This is a genomic window from Fulvivirga kasyanovii, assembly GCF_009711405.1.
GTDB lineage: Bacteria > Bacteroidota > Bacteroidia > Cytophagales > Cyclobacteriaceae > Fulvivirga > Fulvivirga kasyanovii.
This window is the reverse complement of record NZ_SMLW01000525.1, coordinates 1-16,301: the sequence shown is the minus strand read 5'-3', so window position 1 is coordinate 16,301 and position 16,301 is coordinate 1. Positions and strand designations below refer to the sequence as shown.

General features: G+C 45.9%; 4 protein-coding genes and 2 tRNA genes. All 6 read left to right on the top strand.

Annotation, left to right across the window (positions count from 1 at the left end):
* Positions 1-214 precede the first annotated feature (214 nt).
* Entirely contained in the window at positions 215-1,600 is a 1,386-nt protein-coding gene (locus E1163_RS11575; protein WP_155171821.1) for a hypothetical protein, read from the top strand.
* Between the two features lie 6 nt (positions 1,601-1,606).
* Positions 1,607-1,679 (top strand) — tRNA-Lys (locus E1163_RS11570).
* A 6-nt stretch (positions 1,680-1,685) separates the two neighbouring features.
* Positions 1,686-1,758 (top strand) — tRNA-Gln (locus E1163_RS11565).
* Between the two features lie 292 nt (positions 1,759-2,050).
* Positions 2,051-4,258, top strand: a complete 2,208-nt coding sequence (locus tag E1163_RS11560; RefSeq protein ID WP_155171819.1) for a TonB-dependent receptor plug domain-containing protein — start codon at positions 2,051-2,053, stop codon at positions 4,256-4,258.
* 938 nt (positions 4,259-5,196) lie between these two features.
* On the top strand, positions 5,197-5,745 hold the full coding sequence (locus E1163_RS11555; RefSeq protein ID WP_246223633.1) for a UpxY family transcription antiterminator: 549 nt from the start codon (positions 5,197-5,199) through the stop codon (positions 5,743-5,745).
* A gap of 110 nt (positions 5,746-5,855) precedes the next feature.
* Positions 5,856-16,301 (top strand): SDR family NAD(P)-dependent oxidoreductase (locus E1163_RS11550; protein WP_155171815.1); only part of this gene is annotated, 10,446 nt, incomplete at its 3' end.

Sequence of the window (16,301 nt, the reverse complement as noted above, 5' to 3'; positions counted from 1 at the left end):
CTACCAGCAAAAGGTGCAGCCTTTTGTAATAGCAGGCTCCATTTTAAGGCCAGAAAGGCCGAAATTATACTGCCTGAGGATATTGCCTGCTGCCAGCACCACTCCCAAAACCTCATCCAAAACTTTTTTAAATTTTTTTTTAATAAAAATAAACTGCGCAAAAAGACTGCGCACTACCCCTCTAAACTTGTATCAAGTTTAAAAAACATAGCACATGGAAACGCTTAGAGAACTATACAAAAGCCTGAAATTACGAAAGAGACCTGAGGATATTGCTGAAATGGTTATCGGTGTATTGAAGGATGATCTGACTGCATCGGAGCTGGGTATGCTCGAGAGGGCCGCCAAAGGGTCTCTGAAAAGACAACTCTTTGGCTATAGTTCCATGGCGCAGGAGTTTGCGAAGGCCGTAGGAGCGGAGAGGCAGGTGAAGAAGGTCATCGAACTCTTCAAATTAGACAATGCTGAAAATGTAGACCCTAATTACATTCCCGATATAGAAAACTTCATCGCACAGGTGTCGCCATTGATAGGCAAAGCTGTAGGTGATAACAACTTTCTTGCAGACCGGCTGAATAAATCAGAAAGGAAAGCCAGGGGGCTTGACTTATCGAAGCGGGCTTATAACAAGAAGTGGAGGCTGCTGAAAAGGCTTGAGAGGAAACTACTGAAATATCAGCGCGAGTTGAAAAAGATTGAATTCCAGATGATAGCAAAGCATGGTATAGTGCACCACCTGGAATATAAGCAGTTTGCTAAGGACAAAAATACGGCTTGCTTTATTGCTTATTACAATGCGAGGTGCAACCTCAGAAGCGTATTTACCAATCAAAGCCAGGCCAGACCTTATGATGAGATCAGCAATATGCTATATAAAAAGTGTGCCGGAGAGCGGGTGGTTTCCAAAGGTTTCTTTGGTCGGAAAAAAGTAGAAACCCAGGAAACCAGTGCAGACTGGCTGGCCATAGCCCATATATACACCGGGCAGGAAGTGCTGTCTTACCTGTCCGATGAGCAGAAAGGCACATTGCTTGGCAAGTGGACAAACATCCTGCAGGAGATCGCTTGCCTGCTTGATGAGGTGTGGGGCAGAAGTTCCATAAACCGTGAAACCATGATCGTGCGGAGAGGAAATGACTCCAGCACCTGGAACAACACTGCCGGAGCATGGAATAAAGCCCGCGACCAATGGATGAATATTATTTACTCCCTTGGAATGGAGTTTGTTTTAGATGAAGTTTGCTTTGGTAAAGTAATGAGGCTAATGGCGGCAGACGTAGCGGCATGGCACCGGGCGACAGGAGGGAAGCTTGACCCCAACACGGAAGTTTGGAATAAGCTGCCACTACCATGGGAAGTGTTTAACGGAGAGAAAGACTGCAACAAAGGGCTTGTTATTCAATATTGCCGTGAAGCAGGCCTTGATGCAGAAACATCCGGTTGGATTGCACCAAGGCATCATGGAGTGGAAAAGTTTACACCTACACCAGAACTGGTGCACGGAGTACAAGTGGCTAGCCCGTTTCTGGCCACAGTTTTGAAAAAGCACAAATATTATTCAGGTAAAAATGCAAAGCCATTTGACCCTGCAAATAATTAAAGATATGATGGGTTAATTCAGTGGTAGAATACCCGGCTCTTCATCCGGGCAGACGCAGGTTCGAGCCCTGCACCCATCGTTGGTATCTGATATAGCTCAGTGGTAGAGCGCCCGGCTCTGGGACCGGGTGGACGTAGGTTCGAGCCCTGCTATCAGATCAAAAGGAGCAATGTGGAGTCCTTCAAGGTTCCGCATGGCTTTGTTTATTATTCCTCCCTTTCATTACAGCCCTCATTGCCTTTTGAGGTCTTTACTGGAATTTCTGAGGAGACACTCATTTTTCGACTCTATATTTTTATGCCAGGTTTCTATGCGATCAGAGGGTATAGAATTGGGAGTTTATTCTCATAATGGGAATGCTGCTGCCGCTCTAAACCTCTGCGGTATAAGTATATTAATGTGTTTTGGTTTTGGTATAAGAAATGTGATGGCTTACAAAAACTAATTTATATGACACAAAATCTACTACGCTTATTTACTTTATTTATTGGGTGCATTTTTTTCAGCACAGCACAAGGGCAGGAGGCCGACTCTGAGCAGGACGAAATCCCTGATATGTTTGAGTTAACCCTTGAAGAGTTAATGAACATTGAGGTTACTTCCGTTTCCAAACGGGCACAACGAAGACAGGACGTAGCCTCTGCTATTTATGTAATTACACAGGACGAAATCAGGAGATCAGGGGCTACCCGCCTGGAAGATTTGCTGCAAATGATGGTTCCCGGCACCTTTTTTCAAAGCAACAGCTATACGGAAAGTGAATTCGGCCTTCGTGACAATACCAATCCGTTTTTGGGAAGTGTATTGGTACTCATTGATAACGTACCCTATCAGTCACCTTTAACAAGTGCCTTTAATTTTACCAATTTTGATCTCAGCTTTGATGAAATTGACCGTATAGAAATTATTCGAGGCCCGGGAGGCACTATATATGGTGCCAATGCAGCTACCGGCGTGATCAACATCTTCACCAAAAACCCGGAAAGCCAGCAGGGATGGGCTGCTTCATACAAGCAGGGAACCAGAGGGTTTGTATCTCCATCTGTGCGTTACGCCACCAGTGTTTCGGCAAACAGTCACATTAAGCTATTTGCCAAAGGTAATTTTTTCGATGGCTTTAAACCACTGGATGAATTTAGCGGGAGCCATGTTACCGTGCCAGTTACTGATATTGATCCGAATACAGGGCTTGGTTTGGGGACCAGTTCGGGAACAACCACCATTGTTAACAACCTGGAAGGTGACGTTTACAAGACCAATAAAATAATGACAGGTCTTAATTTACAGTCTACCCTGTCTGATGATATGCAATTGAAAGCTGACTTTTATTATTTTAACCACCGCAGAAACATTTATTCTTCATCATTGAGACCCAGCCCTGTAGCTTACTTTGCGCTTGATGAGCAAAATAACAGCAGAATAGTTTCTTCTGTGAGGCTGGATAAGTCTTTCAATAATGATCACGACATCTTTGTTCAATTTTCAGGCAACAAAGAAACAGTAAATGGTACCGTAGAGGATTATTCCGTATCTACACTGAACCTTGAGATCCAGGATAACCTGACGCTTGGCATAAACCGGATTAGTACAGGCTTTAACCTCAGAAGTGTGGACTTTAGGGTTGGCCCTTACGGAGAAGGCTCCGGGATCGATTATACTGACGCCAACGCCACGGAATATTTATGGGGTTTATTCATTCAGGATCAGATTTTATTTGGAGACAAATTTAATATGACCCTGGGCGTAAAAGCAGAGACATGGTCATTGATAGATAACAAGCCGGAATTTTCGCCGAGTGCGCGTTTTGCCTATATGCCCACTGAAAAGTTGACTATATGGGGTGCCGGTTCCAGAAGTGTAACTACCCCGGGGTTCATTCATACCAACATTGAGCTTACGTTTGCCGAAGTCATGCCACCGTTTCTTCCTTACAGAATCGCACTGATCAACGCCGATACAGATCAGTCTGAGTACCTGACCGCCGAGCTTGGGGTACGAGCTTCCGTAGACAAATTCAGTGTTGATGTCAGTGGCTTCTATGCCAAATCGGATAAATTACTGGATGTAACCGATGGAGGAACAGAACCTGTGGAGTCACCGGTCAATCCCAGTGAAATGATTATTCCTTTGGTGTATGCGAACATATATGAGGCCGACAACTACGGAGTAGAAAGTATTGTTAAATTCTTCCCTTCCGAAAAAATGAGATTCGAGCTTTCGCACTCCTGGTTCATAACCGAACGCAAAGGGAAAAACAACCCTATAACAGGAGACAAAGTTGAGTATATTAAGCCAGAAAATCCGAGCATGCCCGAGCATGTTGTTAGGCTCAGATCATATTTCACATTACCATCAGATATTGAATTTTCTGTAAGCAGCCTTTACAATACTATAACTGGAAGTAATCGTTTCTTTTATGATCAGCAGCGGTTTTCAGGTGTTGAGGGTGACTTAGGCTATACACTTGATGAGCCGCAGGATCGTGTAAGGGTTGATTTTAAAGTTGAGAAATTTTTTAACAACAGAAAAACGAGCGTCTTCATTTGGGGCAATGATATTTTCAATGATGGCACAGTAATGCACTATAATCCATTTACAACCGGAATACCCATGCAGGTACATAGAATTGTAGGAGCAGGTGCATCCATAAAACTATAATTTATGATTGTAAAACTAAGGGGCTGCATTTAATAATGCAGTCCTTTTTATTGGGGCTTCTCAGAGATGATTTAGGAAAACTCATAGTATAGCATCAACATGACCCTTTGAAGAGCGGCTTTTATTTACCACCCGATCCCCACTAGTAACCAGTACCAAATCAAAAATTCATTAAGAAATCAACGTTCAGAAAAGTAAAAATAACCCCGCCTTAATATGCTCGTAATCGAAAGTTCACAATGAACCTTCGATCAAGGTTTCATCTTGAAAACAGGTTGCGCTTATCCGGGCAATAGAGAAAATCAATGGTACCGTTCCCGCAACGGTTTGAAATTGAATTTTTCAAAGGTTCAAAGTGGACGTTTGAACTCAGGTTGTTAATCATTTTTTGTTGACTTTACGTGACCTCATTATCGAGAGAAATGATCGATGTTTAACCATCATTTCTATGTTTGAGGGCTATTTTGACACTTTTTGTCTTTTTTTACCTCGGGTTAAAGACGGGATTTTTTGATCTTTTTCAGTCAATTTTGAATTGATCCAAAGAAAAATAACAGAATATTTTTACAAATATTTTTTGTCTTAAAATACACTAACATTGACTTTCATTGAGAGATTGTATCTTTCGGAATGTCAGCGGAATAACCTAACAAAAAGTGGTTTTATCGTATGACAAATTAGCATGAAACAAGCAAAAAAGACCAAACAGAACCTGGACAATATTTCTTCCTCGGATTTGGAAAAAAAAGAAATAACACACATCTTCAAGCCTCATATGCTTAAAAAGTAATTTGTAGGAACTGACCCACTCCTGTCAAATTTATCATCAATGATCTCAGTTTTTCTAGTCAAATGCACACTTGCTAATTGACCAAGCGAAGCTGTATCAATAAGTCAACTTTACAATTATGCCCCATACCCCTAAGCAACCATTTCGGATGGATGTCAGTAGTGATATGTCCGAACTGAAACGGAAAACAGAATGGTATATTTTTTATACAGCTCCGAGAGCTGAAAAAGTGGCTCAAAAGGAGTTGTTGATAAAAGGTTATGACGTGTTCCTACCTATGACCAAAACACTTCGGGTCTGGAACAATCGCCAGAAGAAAATTATCGATCAAGTGCTTTTTCCCAGCTACATTTTTGTGAATACACAGGAATGTCAACTATATAAAATCTGTCAGACCCGTAAGATCACCACTTTCATACATTGTGGAGGAAAGCCTTCAAAAATCAGCCGTAAATGCATAGAAGGCATAAAGCGCATGATTAATCTGGACCAGGAACTTTCAGTAGTGCCTGATTTTAGTAAAGGCGAAACGGTGGAGATTATCAGTGGGCCTCTGGCAGGGTATGAAGGTGTGCTCCTGGAGCAGCAATCCAAAACCAAATTTGGCATACGCCTGAATGCTATTAACCAGACTGTGTTCATTGATATTTGTAGAAATATGGTCAAAAGAAAGAACGCATTCGCAAAAGCCCGGTAATGTTCTGATTGCCAATCACGGCATACCTCATAAATCCGCACTTCCGTACGGTATCATTCCGGTGCTATTTATACAATTCAATTTAGTGATAATCGAGTCTAATTAGAAAAATGACAGACAAGGAAATACTATTAGAGTCTACAGATGGCTATCTCAAAAACCTTATAGCTGAGGTTGCTCAAATATCGATTGGGGATCATGATACGTCCACTCCATTCCAGGAGCTGGGTATAGATTCTTTTCGTGTATTACAGGTTATCAAGAAATTGGAAGAAGAGTTTGGTACTCTGCCCAAAACCCTGCTTTTTGAAAATTTCAATATTGATGATTTAAGCAACTATTTCGTCAATAAGCATGAGGAGGCACTTTCTAAAAAGTTCGCCAATGGCAATTCGGCACCGGCCGTTACTGCCCAGGCAGCCCCTGAACCCGTGATCCGGGCAAATGAAGCTGTCGTGTCAAAGCCTGAGCCGGAGAGCTTTTCAGGAGGCCCTGTCCGTATACTGGAAACTGAAGCCTACAAACATCCCGACCTTGGCAGGTTGGTTAAAACCCTCTTCGATCAGCACAAAAATGAAGGCTCATCCTCGCGAGGTACCAGAAATATTGCCCCCAACCTTTTCATTGGTAGCGAAAAACGAGGCTTTTTTAACTACAGCCGAAGCAAAAACATTATCCTCGTTTATACCTACACAGGCCCGGAAGACTACTTTGCCACACTGGCAGAGGAAATGTACAGCTATTGTACCGAACATAAATTCGAACTTAATATGTTCACCTCCGAAGAGATTGACTCGGTCGGTGGAGCATTGTTCACAGCTACCCCTTTTGGGGTCATATCCAGGGTTGGAATTAAGGACTTTACCCTTAAAGGGAGCAAAATGAGGCGGCTGCGTTACCAGGTATCCAAGTTTGAAGGTGCCGGTAAATGCAGGACTGAAGAATACCAAAACGGCTCCAATAAAGAAACCGACCAAAATATTGCAGATATTATCGATCAGTGGTGCGCCCCACGGACTATGGTCAACCCGCTGATCCATATGGTAAAAGAAGAGATCCTGGCTGGCAAATTAAGCTCCGAGCACCGGCTTTTCCTGACTTACCTTGACGATGTACTGCAAAATGTCATCCTCATCTCAAAGCTGTCTTCTCAGGAAAACGGTTACTTGATGGATCTGGAGTTTTACCCTCAGGACATGCCACTCGGAGGGCTCGAATATGCCATTGTAAACATTATTGATGTTCTCGCCGCTGAAGGATGCAGTATACTTAGCTTGGGAGGTACCTATGGTTGCAAACTTGCCGATTCATCCAACGCCGATCCCGATCTGGAAAAAACACTGGATTACCTGCGCGAGCAAAACATCTTCAACGATGAAGGCAACCTGCAATTCAAAAATAAATTCAGGCCCGAACACAATACCGTTTTCCTTTGCCGGGCAGTAGGAAGCAGTGCCGATAATGTAACCGACATCATCATGATGATTGCAGACCCGATGAAAATGCAAACCTCTGATGAAGAAAACCATACTTACACCTCCGCACAGCAGCCAACAGCTACCCCGGAAGCGAAAGCTGAGGAGGTAATACCAAAAGCTATTGAAGCAACTCAACCACTTAAGGAAAGCCAGCCTGCTGAAAATGTGGTGATAGCAGGGGAGGAGCGGTCTGTCATGCTATCGGACTATGGCTTCAACCCGCTGAATATTCCTGACAAGCAGGTTGAACTTGATTTGAAAACAGACTCCTGGGCGCAACTGGCCCTTCCGGCCATTCAAAGCCAGTTAAGCTACCTTTATACCCAGCTACAGCAACCGGTAAGCATCGAAGACAGTCTGAGGAGCATTTTCCCATTTTCCCATTTTGCACTGACCACCGCAGGCCGTACGGCAGAGCATGCGTTCTGTAAAGCATGGCCCAAAAAAGGCATAGTGCTCCAAAACCTGCTGTTCCCGACTACCATTTTTCATCAGATTGAAAATGGTTTCACCCCAAAAGAATTGCCACACCCCGAGGTTTTTAATCTGGCTTCAGAAGAACTGTATAAAGGGAACCTCAACTGGGAAGCCCTTAAACATCAGGTGGAAAAAGACCCGAAATCCATAGCCTTTGTCCTGATCGAGACGGACAACAATGCTGCCGGAGGTACACCCGTATCCATGCAGCACCTCAGAGAAGTTAAATCATTGCTCACGGAACATGCCATCCCTCTGGTTTTTGACAGCACCAGGATTGTAGAAAATGCACTGTTCATCATTGAGCATGAAACAGAATATGCAGGAAAAGATGTATGGGATGTAGTACGCGAAATGGCATCACATGCCGACGCTATGGTCACCAGCCTGGCTAAAGATTTTTGTGTAGACAAAGGAGGCCTGATCGCTACCAATGATGCAGACCTTTTCCATAAAATCCAGGACCTGATCCAGGCAGAAGGTATTGGGCTTGACGTTATCGACAAAAAGGTAGTGGCCCTTTCTTTCCATAACCGCAGCAAGATTGAAACCGGCGTTAGGAACAGGGCACAAATGGTGCGCAAAATATGGAGTGAATTAAAGCAGCATGGCCTTCCGGTTGTGCAGCCGGCTTTAGGCCACTGCATATTGATGGATGTCAAGCAAATTCCGGAATTCAAAGCCTTTGAGCATCCTGTGGCCTCATTTGTATCTTGGCTGTACCTGAATACAGGCATTCGGGGCGGGGCACACAATGTAGGCATGCAGAAAGATACCACGATCAATAACCTCGTGCGCCTGGCCATTCCCGTGGGCTTAAAGCAGAAGCAGGCTGAGGAGATCATTTATAAACTGGTGCAGGCCTTTAAAAATAAGGTTAATATCCCTGAAATAATGCCGGAAGGCAGCCAGGCAGATACCTTCGGGAATATCCATGCCAGCTTCAGGCTAAAAAAATACCACAATACCTCAGCACAGGTCACTACCAAAGCGTCTGAAGCAGGCACTTCTCCGGCGGGTCAGAAAAGTCCGGAGAAACCTGCGGTTACCGGTGGTGAAGCGAGGCCTTCGGAAAGCGCATCGGGTCAGGAAATGCAGCATGCCCAGCCTCGCAACGCCGGTGACATTGCCATTGTCGGCATCGCAGGCCGCTACCCCAAGGCCAAAAACATGAACGAGTTTTGGGATAACCTGGTCCAGGGGAAAGACTGCATTGAAGATATTCCTGATACCCGTTTCGAACAGCGACTTCGCAATAAATTCTCAGAGAAGTATCGCGGCGGTTTCATCGATGATATCGATAAGTTCGATTCACTGTTCTTCAACATTTCCCCACGCGAAGCCGAATATCTCGATCCGCAGGAAAGGCTGTTCCTGGAGGTGGCCTGGGAAGCGCTTGAAGACGCGGGCTACTACCCTGAAACACTTACAGAAGACAATGCCCCAAGAAACATTGGGGTCTACGTAGGTGCAGTATGGACACTTTATCAGGTACTAGGCACGGAAGAGAAGCTTAAGGGAACCTTTGCAAGCCCCAGCTCACACTTATGGGGTATTGCCAACAGGGTATCCTATGCATTTAACCTTTCAGGACCCAGTTTGCCCATAGATACAGCCTGTTCATCAAGCCTTAGTGCTTTATACCTGGCCTGTGAAGCCATCTATAAAGGAGAATGTTCAAGCGCCATTGTAGGAGGGGTTAACCTGGATGTACACCAGAGCAAAATAGATATCAATAAAAGTGGCGGAGCGCTTTCTGTAGACGGTGTATGCCGTACATTCGGAAAAGGAGCCAATGGCTATGTAGCCGGAGAAGGAGTGGGCGCAGTCCTGATCAAGCCGCTGGACAAAGCCGAAAAAGATGGTGACCACATTTATGGTGTGATCAAAGGTATAGCCATTAACCACGGAGGAAAGACCAGTGGTTTTATGGTGCCGAGCCCTAAATCACAGGCACACGTGGTAAGCACGGCCCTTGAAAACGGAAAAGTCGATGCCCGTACCATTGGTTATGTAGAAGCCCATGGCACAGGAACAGAGCTGGGCGATCCTATCGAAATATCAGGCCTTACCACCGCTTTTCAGGATTATAATGTAGATAAACAAGGCTGCTCTATCGGCTCGGTAAAAACGAATATCGGCCACCTCGAAGCAGCCGCAGGTATTGTAGGACTCCATAAGGTGCTTCTACAGATGAAACACCGGAAACTCGTTCCGTCGCTGCACTCCGCGGAGTTAAACCCATTTATAGATTTTGAAAATTCACCGTTTTATGTTGAACAAGGAGTAGAAGACTGGAAGCCGAAGGTAATTGATGGTATTGAGTACCCGCTTCGTGCAGGCATCAGCTCCTTTGGGGCAGGGGGTGCCAACGCCCATGCGGTAATAGAAGAGTATAAAGCTCCTGTTACCCAACAGAAAGAAACCCCTGATAAGCCTAAAGACCAGATCATACCGCTTTCGGCAAGAAACGAAGATCAGTTGAAGCAGGTAGCACTTCGTTTGCGCGAGTTCCTGGAAAGGGATATTGCCTGTGAAGCACCACTTGATCTTGGAGATATAGCACACACGCTTCGTGTAGGTAGAAAATCTTTTGATCAGCGTCTGGTGATCATCGCCAAAACAAAAAAAGAACTGATTCAAAAACTCACCCTGTTTATAGAAGGCAGGAGGGATGACAGCATGATTACCGGTGAGGCGAAAAACAGCGAAGGCATCACCCGTTTGTTGAGCAGAAAAGAGAAGGAAGAATTTATCAAAATGCTTTCCCAGAGTGGTGACCTGCGTAAACTGGCACAACTCTGGAACGACGGTCTGCTGGCAGACTGGCAGGGCATACAGGCCCTGGAAACAGGAAAAAAGGTGCCCTTGCCCACCTATCCTTTTGCAGATAAACGCCACTGGATTTCCGATGTGTCGGAATCGCCCAAGCTGGCCCTGCAATCCACATCAGCCCTTCATCCGCTGATCGACTCCAACGAATCGACTTTCGAAAGGCAGATATTTAAGAAAACCTTCCACGACAAAGACTTCTTTATTTACGATCACCTCGTATCGGAAATCCCTACTTTGCCTGGTGTGGCCTATCTGGATTTTGCCCGTAAAGCCGGAGAGCTTGCAGCAGGCAGGAAAGTACAAAAGATCAAAAATATCCTCTGGCTGAGCCCACTTACCGTGGTCAACTCTACGCCGAGAGAAGTATTTATAGAATTAAAACCCAGTGGTGAGTCCGTTCAGTTTGAAGTATTCAGCCAGGAAGAGAGTGGCAGGCAGGTGTACTCCCAGGGAAAACTGATATACGCCACCAATAAAGAAATAGAAGCCGGCCCCGAATACATTGAAGGATTTTCCGAAATCAAGGCCAGGTGCTCAAAAGTTACTGATGGAAAAGAAGCCTATCCACTCTTCAAGTCACTTGGGCTCGACCTGGGGCCAAGCTTCCAGGTGCTTCAGGACATCTACAAAGACAACGACGAGATACTGGGTGAGCTACAGATACCCGAAGCCCGCAACAGCGACTTCAACGATTACCTGCTGCACCCATCACTGGTTGACGGTTCATTTCAGGCAGGTATGGCAGCGCAGCTTGGGGCACAAACCGGAGAGATGTTCGTGCCCTACTCCATCGGCGAAGTCGAAGTATTGCAACCGCTCAAACCCAAATGTTACAGCTATGTAAGAAAGGTTAATGAGCCTAACTCCAAAGTTTCCAAAGTGAACGTTTTCATTGTGGATGAAGACGGCTTGATCCTCACCAGGATCAAAGAATCGATCGGAGTACCGCTCGTCAGCGTTCATGAAAAGCCTGATCAAAAGGGAGACGATAGCGAATATACAAAACTGTACTATGGTCACGAATGGGAGGAAACCCCGTTGGAGGTGCAGGTACAGCCTGATAAACTTGGAACTGTTTTGCTTTTTGATGCAGATGACAAACTGCAAAAGGCATACAAAAACAAGTACAAAAACTCAGGAGAAATTATACGGGTACAGCCCGGAAAGGCTTATGCCAATTCAGGCGACCAGGTTTATACCATCAACCCTCAAAACCCGGATGATTTCAAGCAGCTTTTTGAGTCCCTCAATAAAGACTCCATAGATAAAATATGCTTTGCATGGCCGGTTGATACATCTGTTAAAGAAACCGGATACAGCGAAGACTTTTTGGGTAGCCAGTTGGACAAGGGTGTTTATGCATTCCTTACCCTTTGCCAAACCCTGATAGCACAAAAACTCGACAAAGTCCGGTTAGAATACGTGTACCTGGGGCAACAGGGGACTACACAGCCACACCATGAAGCTATCAACGGGTTTGCCAAAACCTTGCAACTCGAGCAGTCTAAAATGCAATGCAAGATCCTCGAGATCAGGCAATCCAAAGTATCCTATGAAAGGATACTGGATGTTATCCTGGCGGAGTTTGACCCATCTGCTAAAAAAGCTACGACCGTTCGCTATGAGGAAGATGCCCGCTATGTGAGAAAAGTAAAGGAATTCTCTTTACAGGAAGCAGAAAGTTCTGCCCCGGCACATGATCTGGGACTAAAAGAAAAAGGCGTATACATTATTACCGGTGGAGCCGGAGGCCTGGGGCTGATTTTTGCCCGGTACCTGGCAGGCGAGCTTTGCACTCGCCTGGTACTTACAGGAAGGTCAAAGCTTTCAGATGAGCGCAAAGCGGAGCTTGATAAACTCACTGAAGCAGGAGCAGAAGTGCTGTATCTGTCTGCAGATGTTTCTAAATACAAAGACGTCGAGCGTCTGATAAAGGAAACCAAAGCTAAATTCGGAGCCGTTAACGGTATTATCCATAGTGCGGGAGTCCTCAGGGATTCCTATCTCAGGAACAAGACACGAGAAGAAATGGAGGCGGTTTTTGCCCCCAAAGTTTACGGAACACGCCACCTGGACGAAGCCACAAAAACTGAAAACCTCGACTTCTTCGTTACATTTTCATCACTGGCGGCTGTTGGTGGCAATGCCGGGCAGTGCGACTACTCGTTTGCCAACCACTTCATGGATTCCTTTGCTGCCAGACGACAATTTCTCTATGAGCAGGGAGAGCGTTCGGGAGTGACCTTCAGTTTGAACTGGTCTTTATGGGCCGACGGAGGCATGCAGCTCGATGAGCAAACAGAGATATTCTTTAAGAAGAACCTGGGAATTAAGCCGCTAAGCATTGAGACAGGTTTGGAAGCTTTTGAAAAAGGTCTGCATGCAGGTAAGAGTCAGTTTGTGGTACTGGAGGGCGTGCAGGAGAAGATTGAGAAAGCCTGGGGCATCAAAGAAGTGGAAGAGCCTGAACCTGTACAGGCCGAAGATAATACAGTTGCGGCAGGAGAGGCTTCCGGAGATCAACAGTCAGACAAAGAAGTCTTCAACCTCGTGCAGGATGCCTTGTCAGAGCTTGTTATGGAGCTGTTGAAGCTGGACCCTGAAGATATTGAGCTGGACAAAATATTGCTGGACCTTGGATTTGACTCCATAGGCCTGACCACCTATGCCAACAGGATCAATGAAAAATATAATCTGGATGTAACCCCCGTACTTTTCTTCGAATACCCATCGATCAAAGAAATTGCCGGGTTTATCTCCAGAGAACATAAAGCCGAAGTGCTGAGTGTTCACAAGGTTGCAGGAGCTTCTGCCTCTTCAAATGCCGAGGCAGCGGCACCTCAAACCGCTCCTAAGAGCGAGCAGCCTTCCGGCGACGACAGCATTTCATTTAGCATCAATAAAGGGTTTGACTCCCGTGCGTTCGATGATAAGGCTGTAGTTTCAGGAGGCAAAGGGTTGTCCACCGAGAGCAGGTTCATAGACCAGCCTATTGCCATAGTAGGTATGAGTGGTGTTATGCCCGAGTCCAAAGACCTTGAAGAATTCTGGGACAACCTGGAGAATGAGAGAAACCTCATCACCGTAATCCCAAGAGATCGCTGGAACTGGGAAGATTACGATGGAGACCCTTTCAAAGAGAAAAACAAGACCAACTCCAAATGGGGAGGCTTCATGAAAGACGTGGATAAATTCGATCCGTTGTTTTTCGGAATTTCACCAAGGGAAGCTGAAATGATGGATCCCCAGCAAAGGATCTTTCTGGAAACCGTCTGGAAAACCATAGAGGATTCAGGGCACAAGGTCTCTGACCTTTCAGGCACTAAAACAGGACTGTTTGTTGGGGTTGCCACCCGCGATTATGCCGATTCATTGGTAGACAAGCACATTCCTCTCGATGGATATACCGCTTCAGGAAACTCACACTCCGTACTGGTCAACAGGGTTTCGTTCCTGCTTAACCTGAGAGGGCCAAGTGCGCCTCTGGATACCGCCTGTTCCAGCTCCCTGATTGCTGTACACCGGGCTATCGAATCTATCCATACCGGTAGCAGTGACATGGCTATAGTGGGTGGTGTGCAGTTGATGCTCACACCTGCGGCTTATATTTCCTTTGGTATGGCAGGCATGCTGAGCGGCGATGGTAAATGTAAGACCTTCGACAAGAGTGCCAACGGATACGTAAGAGGAGAAGGCTCCGGGGCTATATTCCTGAAACCGCTGGATAAAGCCGAAGCCGATAATGACCACATTTATGCCGTGATCAAAGCCACTACCGAAAACCACGGTGGCCGGGTGACCATGCTTATCGCACCTAACCCGGTGGCCCAGACAGATTTATTGGTGGAAGCCTACACCAAAGCACAGGTTGACCCGTCTACGATCGGGTTTATCGAATGCCACGGTACAGGCACCAGCCTTGGGGATCCTATAGAGATCCAGGCCATGAACAAAACCTTCTCGGAACTCTACAAAAGGAACAATAAAACTCCCGGAGATAAACCACATTGCGGGCTCACTACTGTAAAGACCAATATTGGTCACCTGGAAACCGCAGCAGGGATCGCAGGTATGCTCAAGGTATTGCTATCCCTGAAGCATAAGAAGATACCGGCCACATTGCACTTTAAAGAACTTAACCCATACATCAACCTCAAGGATAGCCCACTCTACATTGTAGACAAAACCAAAGACTGGGAGCCTTTTAAAGATGATCAGGGTAACCCAATTCCAAGAAGGGCAGGAGTTAGCTCCTTCGGTTTTGGTGGCGCCAATGCCCATGTGGTACTGGAAGAGTATGTTCCTAAACAGGAGCAGGCCGTGAAATTGGAAGGCCCACATATCATTGTACTTTCAGCAAAAAATGAAGACCGGCTCAAAGCCTATGCAGAGCTGCTGCTCGCCCATGTGGAGAAGTATGATGATGAGCTGACAGACCTCGCCTTTACCCTGCAGGTGGGCAGGGATGAAATGGCAGAGCGCTTAAGCCTGGTGGTGAACTCCCGTGATGAACTGAAAGAAAAACTGACGAGCTATCTCAACGGAGAGGAAAACGTAGAGGAAGTTTATTTCGGGCGCGTTACACAAAAAACGAGTACTGAATTTGTTGAAGGTACCAGCCATCACTCCGCCGAGGCACTTGTAAGCCAGTGTTTTACTGATAAAGACTTTGCTAAACTGGCCCAGGCCTGGGTAAAAGGTATCGAAGTAGATTGGTATCAACTGTATAAATCTGGGAAGCCACGGCGCTTAAGCCTGCCTACATATCCTTTTGCCCGTGAGCGATACTGGTTTAATCTGGAAAACAGCGAAAAACCGAAACAAGGAGAGTTCGAAAAGCTGCATCCGATGCTGCACTACAACTCTTCCGTTTTGAGCCAGCAGAGCTACACCTCAAATTTCACTGGAAAAGAATTCTTTATTTCCGGTTACAAACTTGGAGACCAGAGCGCGATGCCGCTTACCGCTTTCCTGGAAATGGCCCGCGCGGCCGTAGAAAAGGCACTGCCAGATACCGGTGAGGCCAATACCCTGGAGATGTACAACACTTCATGGGGAGAGCAGTTGAAAATTTCTGAAGACAAACAGGTGAGCATAGCCCTTTTTGAGAATGATCAGGAGGAAATAGACTACGAGATCTACAGCATGGAAGGCGAAGAGGAAATTGTTCACTGCCATGGCCAGGTGACATTAGGAGGAGGCCAGCCCCCTGCAAAGCTGGATATTGAGCAGCTTAAAACCCATTTTGAAACAGAACCATTAGATCAGGGAGTCCTTTATCAGACCCTGGAGCAAATGGGAATGGGATACGGCCCGGCACTTAGAGCCATCAGTGAGCTTTATCAGGGTGATAACCAGGTGCTTGCCCGCCTAAGCCTGCCCGGATCAGGGGACGAAAACCTCGAAGAATACAGCCTGCATCCGGCCATGATGGAAAGCGCCTTGCAGGTGGCCACCGGATTGCTTACGGGTTTCAGTGCGCAGTCAGACAGCCCCGTGCTGCCTTTTGAAGCCGGGGCACTGAGATTGCTCGCCCCCTGCCAGAAAGAAATGTTTGCCTGGGTGCGATATGCCAAAGGAAGCAAACCCGGCGACAGAATATTGAAAGTGGATATTGACCTGACCGATGATACGGGCAAAGTATGCATTAAAATAAAGTCCCTCGCATTCGATAATGCTTTAAACCATGCTGTTAAAGACACCTACAGAGATTTTGAAATGCTGCTGAACACTATGCATGATCAAAACCCCGAAGGAGCAGAATAC

Excerpts from the sequence above, each read along its gene's own strand:
- E1163_RS11575 (WP_155171821.1), top strand. The coding sequence starts at position 215 with ATGGAAACGCTTAGAGAACTATACAAAAGCCTGAAATTACGAAAGAGA.
- E1163_RS11560 (WP_155171819.1), top strand. The coding sequence starts at position 2,051 with ATGACACAAAATCTACTACGCTTATTTACTTTATTTATTGGGTGCATT.
- E1163_RS11555 (WP_246223633.1), top strand. The coding sequence starts at position 5,197 with ATGGATGTCAGTAGTGATATGTCCGAACTGAAACGGAAAACAGAATGG.